This window comes from Bradyrhizobium sp. LB11.1, assembly GCF_040549385.1.
In the GTDB taxonomy this organism is placed as follows: Bacteria; Pseudomonadota; Alphaproteobacteria; order Rhizobiales; family Xanthobacteraceae; genus Bradyrhizobium.
The window spans coordinates 99,673-113,827 of sequence record NZ_JBEPTH010000002.1; the positions used below are offsets into that span (position 1 = coordinate 99,673).

The window sequence follows — 14,155 nt, forward strand, 5'->3', positions numbered from 1 at the left end:
CAAACGCTTGACGTAGATCAACTTGTCTCGGTGCGGATTGAGCCGACTTCGTTGGGGACCAACGACAAGGTGTCGAGCATGCGCGTCACCAGCAGACTGCTGTTTGTTTTGATCGCCGCTCTCGCCTCATTGGGGGCGATGTCGCAGCAGCATTCGGATCAGCCCAATTCCGAACCCGGTTCCGACAAGGAAATCCGCATCGGCAACATCGTGCCCTATTCGGGACCGCTCTCGGAATTCGGCGCCATCGGCAAGGCGGAAGCCGCCTATTTCGACATGATCAACGATCGCGGCGGCATCAACGGCCGCAAGGTCCGCTTCGTCACCCGCGACGACAAGTCCGATCCCGCCGCCGCGCTGAAGCTGACCCGCGATCTCGTCGAAAAGGACGACATACAGCTGATGTTCGGATCGTTCGGCACGCCCGGCAATCTCGCCACGCGCTGGTATCTGAACGAGAGGAAAATCCCGCAGCTGTTCGTTGCCTCCGGCGACGAGGAGCTGAGCCAGGCCAAGGCGTTTCCCTGGACCATGGGCTGGCAACCGCCGTTCCGGTCGGAGGGGCGCATCTACGCCAATTATATCCAGGCCTATTATCCGCGGAAGAAGATCGTGGTGCTCTGGCAGAACGACCAGTTCGGCCGCATGCTCTACAAGGGCATCCAGGAGGGCCTCGGCGATCTCAACCGTCACGTCCTCGTCGACGTCGCCTTCGACATTTCGGACGAGCATCTCGAAGGGCACGTCTCGATCCTCAAGCGCGCGGGCGCCGACATCTTCGTCTTTCTCGGCGTGCCGTCGACGGCGGCCAAGGTGATCCAGCTGGCGGCGTCGCTGAATTGGCATCCGGTCTTCATCGTCAACGATGCTTCCGCCTCGATCGCCAATGCGATGGCGCCCGCGGGCCTCGAGAATTCATCCGGCGTGATCTCGGCGGCGTTTCTGAAAGATCCGAGCGACCCCGCCTGGAAGGACGATCCCGCCATGAAGGACTGGTTCGCCTTCATGGACAAATACCATCGGGTCGAAAGCACCAACAACAGCGCGGCGCTCTATGGCTACGCCGCGGCCGAGGCGCTGACGCAGGTGCTGAAGCAGTGCGGCGATGATTTCTCACACGAGAACATCATGCATCAGGCGGCTTCGCTGCGGGATTATCATCCCTCCGTTGCGCTCCCCAATATCAGGATGAACACCTCGCCGGACAGCTATCTGCCGATCAAGCAGATGCGGCTGGTGCAATTCGACGGCCGGTCGTGGCAGCCGTTTGGCGCAGTGATCGAGACGGCGTTCACGGAGGGCGCGGCGCGGTGAGGCGACTCACGCCGGCTTTTCTCCGCCGCCGCATCGTTTAGCGCATCGACCGAATAGGGAATGACCTCGCGTTGTCGCAAATTCGTGGGATTTGCGGTACAGCCTGCGCCCTGCAGAGCCAACAAACGCGAGCCTGCGCAACCCGCATTTGATGGTGGTCGGGCCAAGCACCTTTTCGTTTCATGACGAATGATTAAGATCGGGCATGAACCTGCATTCAGTCCGTCGGGAGACTTCATGACCGAGACCATTCGCATCAAGCGCTTCGTCGCACGTCCCGTGATCGTGCCGATGAACCTGCCGCTCAAGACCTCCACCGGGGCCGTTGCGAAAGCACCGCTGGTGCTGATCGACTGCGAGACCGACCAGGGCGCGGTCGGGCATGCCTATCTGTTCTCGATCACGCCGTCGGCCCTGAAGCCGCTGACCGCGATGGTCATGGAAATGTCGGAGCTGCTCGCCGGCGACGAACTGCTGCCGTTCGAGATCGAGCGCAAGCTGACCCAGCGTTTCACGCTGCTCGGGCTCGCCGGCCTGCAGCGGCTGGCACAATCCGGCATCGACATGGCGGCATGGGACGCGCTGGCGCGCAGCAGGAGCCTCCCGCTGGCCCGTCTGCTTGGCGGCGCGCCAAAACCGGTCAGGGCCTACAACTCGAAAGGGCTCGGCATCATGCCTGTTGGCGCCGTGGTGGAGGAAGCCCACAAGCTGCTGGCCGAGGGTTTTCATGCCGCAAAAATTCGCGTCGGCCGGCCCGATGCGCACGACGATCTCGCCGTGGTGCGCGCGGTGCGAAAGGCCGTCGGCGACGAGGTCACGCTGATGTGCGACTACAATCAGGCTCTGACGGTGGCGGAAGCCATCCGCCGCGGTGAGATGCTCGACGACGAAGGCCTGACCTGGATCGAGGAGCCGATCCGTCATGACGACTACGCCGGCTGCGCCCGCATTGCGGACGCACTGCGCACGCCGGTCCAGATCGGCGAGAATTTTGACAGCGCGTTTTCGATGCAGTCGGCACTGGCGGCCGAGGCCTGCGACTATGTGATGCCCGACGTGCAGCGCATCGGCGGCGTCACCGGCTGGCTGCGGGCCGCTGCACTCGCGCACGCCGCCGGCATCGAGATGTCGACGCATCTGTTCTCGGAGGTCAGCGCACATCTGCTCTGCGTGACGCCGACCGCGCACTGGCTGGAATATGTGGACTGGGCCGACGCAGTGCTGGCGTCTCGGTTGAAGGTCAAGGATGGCTTTGCGCTACCGGGCGAAGAGCCGGGCAACGGGATTGAATGGGACGAGGCGGCGGTGAAGAAGTATTTGGTGAGTTAAGAAGAATCCTTGCGGCCATCCTTCGAGACGCCCGCTTTCGCAGGCTCCTCAGGATGAGGTCTTGTTGCGCGGTCAGGAAAGTAAACCCTCATGGTGAGGAGCGCCGCTTGCGGCGCGTCTCGAACCATGAAGGCCCCGCTCACCGCGCCGCGGCGTTCAGGTCCATCGTCTCTAACAGGCTGTTCTGGCGCCAGTCGATGAAGGCGTCCTTGAGCCGGTTGATCTCGCCTTCGTGCTCGGGCACGCCCCAGAGATTGTGCTGCTCGAGCGGATCGCTGGCGAGATCGAACAGCTGCCCGTCCTCGGCGCCGTGAATGAACACGACCTTCCAGCGGTCGTCGCGCACCATGGTGATCAGCCTTGCGCCGGTCATGGCGACGTCGCCGGCCTGCTCGGAGAACACGAAGTCGCGGCCGGCCCACTCCTCGCCTTTCAACGCCGGCAGCAGGCTGCGGGCCTGGAACGGTTTTGGATGCTCTGCGCCGGCGAGATCCAGAATGGTGGGCGCAAGATCGAACAGCTGGCACTTTTCGCGGATCCGGCGGCCGTCGGACAACAGGCTCGGCGACCAGAACAGCAGCGGGATGCGGGTGACGGGCTCGTACATCGACCATTTCTGGCTGAGGCCGTGCTCGCCGAGATTGTCGCCATGGTCCGACATGAAGATCACGACGCAATTGTCGAGATAGCCCTTGGTTTCCAACATATCGATCAGGCGGCCGATCTGCTCGTCGATCATGGTGACGTTGGCGTAGTAATGCGCGCGCAGGCGGCGCATTTCCTCGTGCGTCGGTGCGAGCTTCCATGACACCGCGTCGTGGTCGACCTCGGTGTCGTGGCGGCGCTTCTCCTTAAGGTAGGCCGGCAGGCCCTCGATCTCCGCCTCGGTCGGCTGCGGCACCGGGAGGTCGTTGCGGGCGAGGTAATGCTCGAGATATTCGGGCAAGGGATCATAGGGCGGATGCGGGCCGGGCAGGCCGATCTGCATGAACAGCGCCTCGGGCTTAGGGCGTGTCTCCAGCCACCACATCGCGGTCTCGGCGACGAAGATGTCCGGGTGCAGCGACTTCGGCATCTCCCAGGTGAAAGCGCCCATGCGGTCGCCATAGTCCGGCAGGCTGCGATAGCCGGCGCGTGACGGCTTGGTCAGCTTGTGCGCGGCAAAAGCCTTGTCGAGCTCGTCGGCGAACCAGCGCCCCTCGAGGAAGCGATCCTTGTTCTCGACCACGAAGCGCTCATGGAAGCCGGCCTTCGCGTCATAGGGGATCGTGTGCATCTTGCCGACATTGACGCAGTGATAGCCGGCTTCGGCCAGATTGCTGACCCACGTTTTCTGCCAGTGCTGCCCGTTCTTCAGCACGCCCGAGGCGTGCGGATAGAGGCCGGAGAACAGCGCCGCGCGCGACGGCACGCAGCTCGGCGCGTTGATGAAGCAATTGTCGAAATAGACGCCCTCGCGCACCAGGCGATCGAGATTCGGCGTCTTCATATGGGGATGGCCCGTCGCCGCGATCGTGTCGAAGCGTTGCTGGTCGGTCATGACCAGGATGATGTGGGGCTTTGTCACGGTTGTTTTGTCCTGCGCGGCATTGAGTCCATAGAACTGCTGAACTGGACGCTGTCGGCGCTGCCGACGCAGGAATTCGCCAAGCAGATTTTGGAGGTTCGCCGGATCGTCGAGCCGGAGGCCTGCGCAATCTGCGCGGTGCGCGGCACCGACGAGGATTTTGCGCGGATCGAGCGCGCCTATCGCGGCATGGATGCAGCCGGCATGGACCGCGTCGCCTATGCCGAGCCCGACCTGCAATTCCACCGCGGCATTCTCATTGCCACCGGCAACGATTTTCTGATCGCCTTCGGCGCGACGGTCGCAGCCGCCTTGCGAATGTCGTTCAATTTGTCGAGCACCAATCCGGGCGCGCCGCGCAAGAGCCTGCCGTATCACCGCACCGTGCTTGACGAGATCTGGGCGCGCAACGCCGACGGCGCACGCCAGGCCATGCAGAAGCTCATGGATCTCACCGAACAGAACATCGTCTCGGCCATGTCGCGTCAGAAGAAGAAAGACGCTGAGGACGGGAACGTTCGCACCAAGCGGACGCGTTGAAGCCAAACAATATTGAGGGAGGACATCATGACAAATGCATCACGCGCGAGCTCGATCACCCGCCGCAAACTGCTGAAAGCAAGTGCCGCAGGCGCGGCGCTGGCGGCATTCCCGGCACCGCTGATCGCGCAGACAAAACCGTTTGCCGGGGTGACGCTGCACGGCGCCTCGTTCCAGCACCGCTTCTTCACGCTGCTGCAGAAATACATTCCCGAGTTCGAGGAAAAGACCGGCATGAAGGTCGACCTCCAGCTCTCGGCCCTGCCCGTCTACAACCAGCAGGCCAATCTCGAACTGTCCTCTGGCGGCTCGGCCTATGATTTCGTCAACGTCACCTTCACGCTCGCGACCCGCTGGATCGCGGCAGGCCTGCTCGCCAATCTCGACGAGTTCACGGGCGACGCCAATCTGACGCCGGCCGAGTGGAATCCAAAAGATTTCGTCGACGGCGCGCAGGTGCCCTATCGCGACCCCAAGGGGGCGACCTACGGCTATTCCTGGGAAGGCGGCGCCATGCTGATGGGTCTGTCGCGGATGGACCTGATGGAGAAGAAGGGGCTGAAGATCCCAAAGACCTTCGCCGAGCTTCAGCATGTCTGCTCCGAGATCAACGGCACCGATGGCGTCAGCGGCATCGTGTCGTGGTTCCTGCACAACTGGAATCTGCCGCCCTACATCCAGGGCTTTGGCGGCAACATCTTCAAGAATCCGCCGGGCGACGTCATGCCGGCGCTGAACACGCCCGAGGCGATCCAGGGCGTCGAGTTCTATGCGAACCTCCTGAAGAGCGCACCGAAGGGCGTGCTGACCTACACCGAGGACCAGGCGCGGCAATCGATGCTGACGGGCCGCTCCAACATCTTCATCCACTCCAGCGCGTGGGTGACGCCGATCCTGCTCTCCGACGAGAGCAAGGTGAAGGAGACCTCGCGCGTGGTGCGCTCGCCCGCCGGTCCGGTGCACGACTATCCGGCCTCGAACAGCCAGGGCCTCGGCATTCCCAAGAACGCCAAGAACCAGAAGGCTGCGTGGGAATTCATCAAATGGGCGCTCAGCCGTGAGATCTCGATGAAGCTCGTGAGGGAGCACGGCCACTCCTCGGTGTGCCGCCGCTCGATCATCACCAGCGACGACTATCGCAAGCTCAACACGGTGAACGGCCAGGACCTCGGCGCGCTCTATCTCGAGGTGCTGGAGCAGCCGGGCAAGGGCGAGAACTACATGGCATATCGCACGTCGAAGGAGTTCCCGATCGTCGGCGACGTCCTCAACAAGGCGTTCGAGCAGGTCGCCACCGGCCAGCTGCCCGCCAAGGACGCGATGAACGCGGCCCAGGACCAGGCCATCGCCGCACTCCGCCGCGCCGGGACGAAGCTTTGAGCGAGAGCGGAATTGACTTGGAGCGCCGCAGGTTCATCGCCTGGGCGCTCACCCCAAGCCTGATCGTGCTGTTCGCAGTCGCCGTGCTGCCGGCGATCTATCTCGTCGTGACCAGCCTGACGCCGTTCCAGCTGACGATTCCGGGCTCGGCCACCGATTTCAGCGAGCCGTTGCGCAACTATCGCCTGCTTCCGGGCGATCCCCGCTTCGTCAATTCGCTGTGGGTGCAGGCCAAGCTTTCGGTCTCCAGCGTGCTGTTCCAGGTGCTGCTCGGGATGCTGCTCGCGCTGCTGCTGAACGTGCCGTCGCGCTTCGTCGAATTCGCGCGCACCTTCTTCCTGATCCCGATGGTGCTGCCGCCGATCGTCGTCGCGGTGATCTGGAAGCTGATCTACGCGCCCGACATCAGCCCGCTCTATTACGCCGCGCAAGCACTGCATTTCACCCTGCCGGCGCTGACCTCCAGCGTCGATTTCGCGCTGACGTCGATCATCATCGCCGACACCTGGGAATGGCTGCCTTTCACCTTCCTGATGGTGCTGGCAGCGCTGCAGACGATTCCCGACGAATATTCGGAAGCCGCCCTCGTCGACGGCGCCAACAAGCTGCAGATCTTCTGGTACGTGACGCTGCCCTTCATCACGCCGATCCTCGTCATATCCGGCATGTTCCGCCTGATCGACAGCGTGAAGGCGTTTCCGCTGATCTTCCTCTTGACCGGCGGCGGGCCTGGCACGCTCACCGAGGTGACGAATTACTATGCGTACTTGCTCGCCTTCGACACCAACGAGATCGGATATTCCAGTGCGGTCACGGTGGTGATGCTGCTCCTGGTCTGCGGCATCAGCCTTGGCCTGGTCTGGATGGGCCGCCGCCGGGAGGCGCTGGCATGAGCGAGTCGTCGTCCCTCCGCAAGGCCACGCCCGGCCGGCTGATCGCGATCACGGTCACGCTGCTGATCCTGCTGTCGCCGTTCCTGTGGCTGCTGCAGATGAGCTTCAAGACCAACGACCAGATCCTGCAATTCCCGCCGCCGCTGATCTTCTCCCCGACGCTGGAGAATTACATCGCGCTCTGGCATAGCGCGTTCTCGGCCTCCTTCGTCAACAGCCTTTTGAGCGCCTCGCTCTCGACCGCACTCGCGCTGCTGTTCGGCGTGCCCGCCGCCTACGCGTTGTCGCGCTGGTCCGGGCGTGGCAAGCACGGTTTGAGCTTTGCCATCCTGGTGACGCGCATGGCGCCGCCGATCGCGTTCACCATCCCCTTCTTCCTGTTCTATCGCTGGATCGGACTGCTCGACACCATCACCGGCCTGGTGCTGGTCTATACCAGCTTCAACCTGCCGCTGGTGATCTGGATGATGCAGCCGTTCTTCGACACTATCCCCGTCTCGCTGGAGGAAGCGGCTCTGGTCGACGGCGCGCGGACGCGCACGGTGTTCACCAGGATCGTGTTGCCGATGGTGACGCCCGGCATCGCCGCGACCGCGATCCTGTGCTTTCTCTATGCCTGGAACGACTTCTTCTTCGCGTTGATCCTGACCCGCACCAATGCGCGCACCGCGCCGGTCGCCGTCGTCAACTTCATGAACTACGAGGGCTGGGAATGGGGTAAGATCGCCGCCGGCGGCTCACTGGTAATGGCGCCGGTGCTGATCTTCTCGCTCGCGGTGCGCCGCTATCTCGTCTCCGGGCTCACGGCCGGCGCCGTCAAAGGCTGAGACAATGACGTTTCCAACCGGCGCCTCGCGCACCGTTTTCATCCTCGCCCACCCCTCCGGCCATGTCGCCGCGCCACGCTACTACACGCCCTATTTTGCCGAGCAGGGCCTCGACTGGCACATGGTGGTGATGGACGTGGCGCCGAAGCACCTCGCCGAGACCATCCGAACATTAGCGAAATCGCCGAGCACCGCCGGCTTCAACATCACGATCCCCCACAAGCCGGCCGCATTCGAGCTCTGCGACGAGGTCGGACCTGCCGCAAGGTTCGAGGGCGTAGCGAACACCATCCGCATCTTGGCCGACGGCAGGCTCGTCGGGGAGTCCTACGACGGCGAGGGTTTTCTGAACGCCGCGCGCGAGGCCGGTATCTTCGATCCCGAGCGCCGCATCGTGGTGATTGGCGCCGGCGGCGCCGGCCGCGCGATCTGCCATGGGCTGGCTGCGGGCGGCTTGAAGCGGCTGCGTATTCTCAACGAGGTCCCCGGCCCGGTCGAGACACTGGCCGCAAAGTTGCGCGGACAATTTCCCGATCTCGACGTCGATCTCGAGGCGAGCTTCGACGATGCTGGTCTTTGTGTCAACGCGACCTCGCTCGGCCTGAAGGCGACCGATGCGCTGCCGATGGACCCGGCCAAGCTGCCGAAGGATTGCGCCGTATTCGACATCATCGCCGGCCGACGCACCGAATTCATGGAAGCTTGCGCTGGCCGCGGCCTGAAGGTCGTCGATGGTGTCGCGATGATCCGGCAGCAATTGCCGCTGCAAACGGCGTTTTGGCGCACAACGACCTAGCGTCGTCATTGCGAGGAGCCCTTGCGACGAAGCAATCCAGAATCCCTCCGCCGATACAGTCTGGATTGCTTCGCTGCGCTCGCAATGACGGAATGTGGAGCTCCGACGCGCCCCGACGGAAGGACCTACCACATCTCCGCGCCGGGAATTTTCTTGCGCACCGCCATGCGCTGGATCCAGATGCAGCGACGGACGGATCGATTGGAGCGCCCCACCGCGGATATCCCCTCTCCGGCCTGAAGCAGCGGCGCCACGGTCTCGCGCAGTGCGCGGCAGCGTTGCAGCTCCGCCTGCCAGTCGATGATCGCAGCGTCGGCGCTTGATGCCATCAGCGCCGATACCGCCGCGGCAATACAAATCGTCCGCATCATTCACTTTCCCTTCCCTTATCCGTCAGCAACGCGCCGGTGGCGAAAGTCGCAATGATCGGCGCCTTGCACAATGGTCTGCATACGGGTGAGCCCGCCTGTGAAATGGAACACATTCGAAACTCCCTCTAGGTTGTATCATATCCAAGATGTAACCAAGGCTAACGCGACGTACGCCCCCGCATCCATTCCTCGATTATTTCATTCTCGAGCACAGAGTTGGAGTCCCGCGCAGGGTGCGACAAACGAGCCCTGCGACGAACAGCGCCCCGAGAGATCGCGATCAGTTTCGAAAAATTCCGACGTCTCGCCGACCCCGGGCGATGCGACGGCATCGACAGTCGCGCTTGCGGCCAAAGACAAGGAACGCCCCATGGACGAACCCAAGCCGCTCACCAGCGCCTTCAACAGAATAGCGAACTTCTCCATCCACCAGGTCGACAGCGTGTTCAGGGTTGCCGCGCATGCCGCCGCCGCTCCCGCCGCGGTGCCGCTCGCCCTGCCACCCACACTCGGGCCGCTATCGGCCTTCACCGGCACGTTCACGGGACAGGGATTCAACACGATCTTCCGGCCCGACAGCGCGGCGACGCCGACCCAGATGCCGGGGCCGATCAACACCACCGACCCGCCCGACAACGTGCTGGAGCTGAACCTCACCGACGAGACGATGTCGTTCTCGAACAGTCTCGGCTCGATTCCCAATCGGGGCTCGGGGCCGCAGGCGGATGGCTTCCTGAACGGCGTGCCGTATCTTCAGACCATCAACGACGTGACCACGGGGACGCCGATCGGTATTCACTTCGAGCCCGGCATCTGGCTCGCGGTGCCGTCCAGCACCCATCCGCACGAACCGTTCACCGTCGCGCGCATGGCCTCGATACCGCACGGTACGACGATCACCGCGCAAGGCACCGCGCTGCCGGCCGTCGCCGGCAAGCCGGCCATTGCGGCCGTCGACATCACGCCGTTCTTCGGCGGCAATCCAGCCAACAAGTTCACGTTCCAGAATCAGACCGCGGCCAACAAGACGACACGCAGGCTGCCGCAGGACCTCACCGCGCTGATCGCCTCCGGCAAGCTCACCCAGGCCATGATCACCGATCCGAACACGGTGCTGCGCAACCAGATCGCGCATCAGACCATCAGCCAGACCATCATCATCGAGACCTCGACCAGACCCAACTCGCCGCTATCAGGCGGTCCGTTACCGGCCGTCCCAACGGCTGGACCACATCCGCAGGCCCCGAACTTCGCCGGCGGCATAGCGAACATCGCATTCCTGCAGGGCGTGCCCGTGCCGCCGCCGGGCGGCAATGGCGCCAACGCCAACGCGTTCCAGATGGATGCCGTGTTCTGGATCGAGACTGTCATCTACGACATCGATGTGCCGCGCATCGCGTCAGGCCAGCCGCCAGTCATCCTCCAGCCGTTGCAGAAGGGCACGGTGCCGCTGGTGCCGAGCTTCGTCGCCACGTTTCCGTTCGTGCCGAACAAGGCTTTTGCCGGCGGCCGCGTCCGGGTGGCAACGACGCAGATCCAGTATTCGCAGAAGGTCATGCTGGATTTCAACGGCCTGACCTGGCCGCACGTCTCCGTCGCCTCGCTGGTGCCGGCTGCGCCAGTGCCGATCCCGGAACATCTGTTGCCGCTGACGTGAGTGCGGCGGCGGGAGATCAGGAGCGCAGTAGCCGCAGCGCCCGGCCCTTGTGCAGGGCGACGTGATCGGTCTTGTCGCTCTTGATCTCGTATTGCGGATCGTCCGCCGTGGCGTGGTGTGTGTATCCCTTGTAGTCGACGTCCTTGGTGTGCACGCGCAGGATATGGCCGCGCACGCGGCCGGCCTCGGAATTCCAGCTGACGTGATCGCCGCGCTTGAAGGGTTTGGGCATGGCCGAACAATGCCGGGTGTGGTGGCGTGTTCCAAGGTAGCGGAGAATGACGTTCCAGTCCGTCTTCGCTCTGCGAGCTTCGCCGGACACCCTTCGCCATGATTAGTTGGATCGTGGCTTGCCCAGCCGTAGCTCGCGGCAACAAGTCCGCCTGCGCCCTTCGGGCTTCGGCGTGACATCCTTCACTCGCTTCGCGAGCGAAGGATGGTGGGCGCGACAGGGATCGAACCTGTGACCCCTACCATGTCAAGGTAGTGCTCTCCCGCTGAGCTACGCGCCCTAGATGTCGTCTAGATCGGGTCGGGTCCCTATAACGGCTCGGGGGAGCCGGTGCAAGGACGGAAGGGGGCCGATTTACGCCGCCAGCATCTTGTTCACTTCGCTGACCAATTCGCGCAGATGCACGGGCTTGGACAGCACCTTGGCGTTCTTGGGGGCGTCCGAATCCGAGTTCAGAGCGACCGCGGCGAAGCCGGTGATGAACATGATCTTGATGTCGGGGTCGAGTTCCGAGGCCCTGCGGGCGAGCTCGATACCGTCCATCTCCGGCATCACGATGTCGGTCAGGAGCATCTCGAACGGCTCTTCCCGCAACCGCTGATAGGCGGCCATGCCGTTGTCATGGGACGAGACCTGAAAACCGGCGTTTTCCAGCGCTTTGACCAGGAAACGGCGCATGTCGTTGTCGTCTTCGGCGAGCAGGATTTTTGGCATGGCGAGAACGTCGAATCCCCAGAGGATATGCAGAGGTCACTAAGCCCGACAGAGGGTAAATTTGGGGTGAAAATCTTTACCCTGACGGCCGCACTGCCGGGTTGTTGTGAACCGGAATGCGGCACGAATCAATCGAGCCGCGCCCGCGCATCCCCGCTCCCCTGCCCACACGGTTAAGACATGTTCCAGCGCCAATCACATCTTTTCGCTTGGCAGATTGGTTGCGATTCCGGACAATGACGACACATAAGAGCCGCTCGACCGGCCGAATCACTCGATCTGGGACCAGGCTGGATCGCGCGGCGTGAAGGGACGAAGCCTGAGAAGATGACCCGGTTTGACGGCGACACGTCGCCAGCCTTCGAGATCGTGGAGCCCGCCGAGTGGCGCGCGCCTGTTATCTTCAACTCGCCCCATTCCGGCTCGACCTATCCCGACGAGTTCCTCGCGGCATCGCGGATCGACCTGCCGCAACTGCGGCGGTCCGAAGATTCCTTCATGGACGAGCTGATCGGCGATCTGAGCGAGCGCGGCTTTCCGACCGTGCGGGTGAATTTTCCGCGCTCCTATGTCGACGTCAATCGCGAGCCCTATGAGCTCGACCCCCGGATGTTCAGCGGCCGGCTGCCAAGCTTTGCCAACACCCGCTCGATGCGGGTTGCCGGCGGCCTTGGCACTATTCCGCGCGTGGTTGGCGACGGCCAGGAGATCTATCGCGACCGCATCGTGGTCGACGAGGCGCTGGCGCGGATCGAGACGCTGTACAAGCCCTATCATCGCGCGCTGCGCCGGCTGATCAACAAGGTGCATCAGATGTTCGGCACCGTGGTGCTGGTCGACTGCCACTCGATGCCGTCGGTCGGCGTCAGCAGAGACGAGCCGCGCAGGCCCGACGTCGTGATCGGTGACCGCTACGGCACGAGCTGCACGCCGCTGCTGCCTGACCGCGTCGAGGAAACCTTGACGGGGCTCGGCTATTCGATCGGCCGCAACAAGCCCTATGCCGGCGGCTTCATCACCGAGCATTACGGCAACCCGGCGAGCGGCCTGCACGCGGTGCAGCTCGAGCTCAACCGCGCGATCTACATGGACGAGCGCCGGCGCGAGCGCGGCCCGCGCTTTGCCCAGGTGGCAAGCGACTTCGGCGTCCTCGCCGACGTGCTGGCGACCACGATCCCGTTCGGCGATCTTGGCCCGTTCCAGGCCGCGGCGGAATAGGCGCCGGCTTCCGCGATCAGAACGCACTCATCTGGCGCGGACATTTTTCGCTTTACGTCAACACGCGCGTAGAACTGAAACAGAGACCCAAAGAAAAAAGGGCCGCTTCTGATGAAGAAGCGGCCCAAGTCTAGGGAGGAAACGCCCAAGGAGGGCAGCAGTAACGCGAGAAGCGCTACCGCACCGCAACAATATGCGGCCGCGCCGCACAAAGCGCAAGGGCTTTTGAGCCATTTCCCATGCAAAAATACATGGCTCATTTGCTTCCAGCGAAATCCAGATTCAGTTTCTTTAATAAGGAAATTCAATGGGTTGATAGCCATTTGCATACGAACAAGGCATACAAGGAACTAAGTTCTCAACACTGTGATCGATATTTCGCCAGCATAGGGCTCGCTTGGGGTTACCGGTATCCGCATCCAAAATACCAGGGTGCAAATTAAGACAGCGCTGCACGCGAGAGGCGATTTGAGCTAGGCAGATAAAAGCTTCACCCGACTTTCGTTTCGAGGATGCGCCGTGACGGTGATCGATTTCTCAGCCTTCATCGGACGGCTTGCCACCGCCTCCGGCGAAACCATCCTGCCGTTCTTCCGCACCTCGCTGTCGATTGACGACAAGAGCAAGACCAAGGATTTCGATCCGGTGACGGAGGCCGACCGCGCCGCCGAAGCGGTCATGCGACGACTGATCAAGGCGAGCTTCCCCCAGCACGGCATCGTCGGCGAGGAATTCGGTAATGAGCGCGAGGACGCCGACTACGTGTGGGTGCTCGACCCCATCGACGGCACGAAATCCTTCATCGGCGGCTTTCCGATCTGGGGCACGCTGATCGCGCTCTTGCACAAAGGCGCGCCGGTATACGGCATGATGCACCAGCCCTTCATCGGCGAGCGCTTTTCGGGCGACAACGGCTCGGCCACCTATAAAGGCCCCTCAGGCGAGCGCCGACTCCAGGTCCGCCGCTGCGCCTCGCTGTCGGAGGCCACGACCTACACCACCAGCCCGCTGCTGATGAACGAGCGCGACCGCGCGGTCTTCGGCCGGATCGAGAAAGGCGTGCGGCTGTCACGTTATGGCGGCGACTGCTACTCCTATTGCATGCTGGCGGCGGGCCACGTCGATCTCGTGGTGGAGACCGAGCTGAAGCCTTACGACATCGCAGCCCTGATCCCGATCGTGACCGGCGCCGGCGGTATCGTCACCACATGGGAAGGCAAGCCGGCTCAGGGCGGCGGACGCATCGTTGCGGCCGGCGACGCCAGGGTTCACGAAGAAGCTCTGAAACTGCTCAACCAATAACAAGCGCTAGCGGGA

General features: G+C 63.1%; 14 protein-coding genes and 1 tRNA gene. 10 read left to right on the forward strand and 5 right to left on the reverse strand.

The features are described from left to right. Positions 1–78: 78 nt before the first annotated feature. Positions 79–1,314, forward strand: coding sequence for an ABC transporter substrate-binding protein (locus tag ABIA96_RS04370; RefSeq protein WP_354135805.1), 1,236 nt, complete (start codon positions 79–81; stop codon positions 1,312–1,314). Between the two features lie 237 nt (positions 1,315–1,551). After that, positions 1,552–2,643: an enolase C-terminal domain-like protein gene (locus ABIA96_RS04375; RefSeq protein WP_354135806.1), complete on the forward strand. Its 1,092-nt coding sequence runs from the start codon at positions 1,552–1,554 to the stop codon at positions 2,641–2,643. Positions 2,644–2,782: 139 nt separating this feature from the next. Here the strand turns inward: ABIA96_RS04375 and ABIA96_RS04380 are convergent, their stop codons facing one another. Continuing rightward, entirely contained in the window at positions 2,783–4,210 is a 1,428-nt protein-coding gene (locus ABIA96_RS04380) for a sulfatase family protein (RefSeq protein ID WP_354135807.1), read from the reverse strand. Between ABIA96_RS04380 and ABIA96_RS04385 the strand changes: the two genes are divergently transcribed. Genes ABIA96_RS04385 through ABIA96_RS04405 form a run of 5 tightly spaced genes read left to right on the forward strand, consistent with a single transcriptional unit; the run spans position 4,196 to position 8,646 of the window. Then, positions 4,196–4,750 carry a FadR/GntR family transcriptional regulator gene (locus ABIA96_RS04385; protein WP_354135808.1) on the forward strand — a complete coding sequence of 185 codons (555 nt, stop codon included), beginning with the start codon at positions 4,196–4,198 and terminating at the stop codon, positions 4,748–4,750. The two genes, ABIA96_RS04380 and ABIA96_RS04385, sit on opposite strands and share 15 nt — an antisense overlap. Positions 4,751–4,777: 27 nt before the next feature. Next, on the forward strand, positions 4,778–6,130 hold the full coding sequence (locus ABIA96_RS04390) for an ABC transporter substrate-binding protein (RefSeq protein ID WP_354135809.1): 1,353 nt from the start codon (positions 4,778–4,780) through the stop codon (positions 6,128–6,130). 17 nt (positions 6,131–6,147) lie between these two features. After that, on the forward strand, positions 6,148–7,023 hold the full coding sequence (locus ABIA96_RS04395; protein WP_354135810.1) for a carbohydrate ABC transporter permease: 876 nt from the start codon (positions 6,148–6,150) through the stop codon (positions 7,021–7,023). Continuing rightward, positions 7,020–7,850 carry a carbohydrate ABC transporter permease gene (locus ABIA96_RS04400; protein ID WP_354135811.1) on the forward strand — a complete coding sequence of 277 codons (831 nt, stop codon included), beginning with the start codon at positions 7,020–7,022 and terminating at the stop codon, positions 7,848–7,850. Before ABIA96_RS04395 ends, ABIA96_RS04400 begins: the two co-directional genes overlap by 4 nt. A 4-nt stretch (positions 7,851–7,854) precedes the next feature. Continuing rightward, positions 7,855–8,646, forward strand: coding sequence for a shikimate dehydrogenase family protein (locus ABIA96_RS04405; protein WP_354135812.1), 792 nt, complete (start codon positions 7,855–7,857; stop codon positions 8,644–8,646). Between the two features lie 125 nt (positions 8,647–8,771). On the opposite strand, the gene ABIA96_RS04410 is transcribed toward ABIA96_RS04405, so the two are convergent. Further along, a complete protein-coding gene (locus tag ABIA96_RS04410) occupies positions 8,772–9,017 on the reverse strand; it encodes a hypothetical protein (protein ID WP_354135813.1) in 246 nt (81 codons plus the stop codon). 370 nt (positions 9,018–9,387) lie between these two features. On the opposite strand from ABIA96_RS04410, the gene ABIA96_RS04415 reads away from it, so the two are divergent. Next, complete coding sequence (locus tag ABIA96_RS04415) at positions 9,388–10,674, forward strand: heme-binding protein (RefSeq protein ID WP_354135814.1); 1,287 nt, start codon at positions 9,388–9,390, stop codon at positions 10,672–10,674. 16 nt (positions 10,675–10,690) lie between these two features. Here ABIA96_RS04415 and ABIA96_RS04420 read toward each other — a convergent pair whose 3' ends face one another. The 3 genes from ABIA96_RS04420 to cpdR form a co-directional block, all read right to left on the reverse strand. Next, a complete protein-coding gene (locus ABIA96_RS04420) occupies positions 10,691–10,906 on the reverse strand; it encodes a hypervirulence associated TUDOR domain-containing protein (protein ID WP_354135815.1) in 216 nt (71 codons plus the stop codon). A 205-nt stretch (positions 10,907–11,111) separates the two neighbouring features. Continuing rightward, positions 11,112–11,186 (reverse strand) — tRNA-Val (locus tag ABIA96_RS04425). A gap of 74 nt (positions 11,187–11,260) precedes the next feature. Continuing rightward, complete coding sequence (gene cpdR, locus ABIA96_RS04430; RefSeq protein WP_007597092.1) at positions 11,261–11,620, reverse strand: cell cycle two-component system response regulator CpdR; 360 nt, start codon at positions 11,618–11,620, stop codon at positions 11,261–11,263. A 327-nt stretch (positions 11,621–11,947) separates the two neighbouring features. Between cpdR and ABIA96_RS04435 the strand changes: the two genes are divergently transcribed. Next, positions 11,948–12,838, forward strand: a complete 891-nt coding sequence (locus tag ABIA96_RS04435) for an N-formylglutamate amidohydrolase (protein WP_354135816.1) — start codon at positions 11,948–11,950, stop codon at positions 12,836–12,838. A 519-nt stretch (positions 12,839–13,357) separates the two neighbouring features. Then, the gene (gene hisN / locus ABIA96_RS04440; RefSeq protein ID WP_354135817.1) at positions 13,358–14,140 is read left to right on the forward strand and encodes a histidinol-phosphatase; all 783 of its coding nucleotides are present in this window, start codon (positions 13,358–13,360) and stop codon (positions 14,138–14,140) included. Positions 14,141–14,155: the final 15 nt, after the last annotated feature.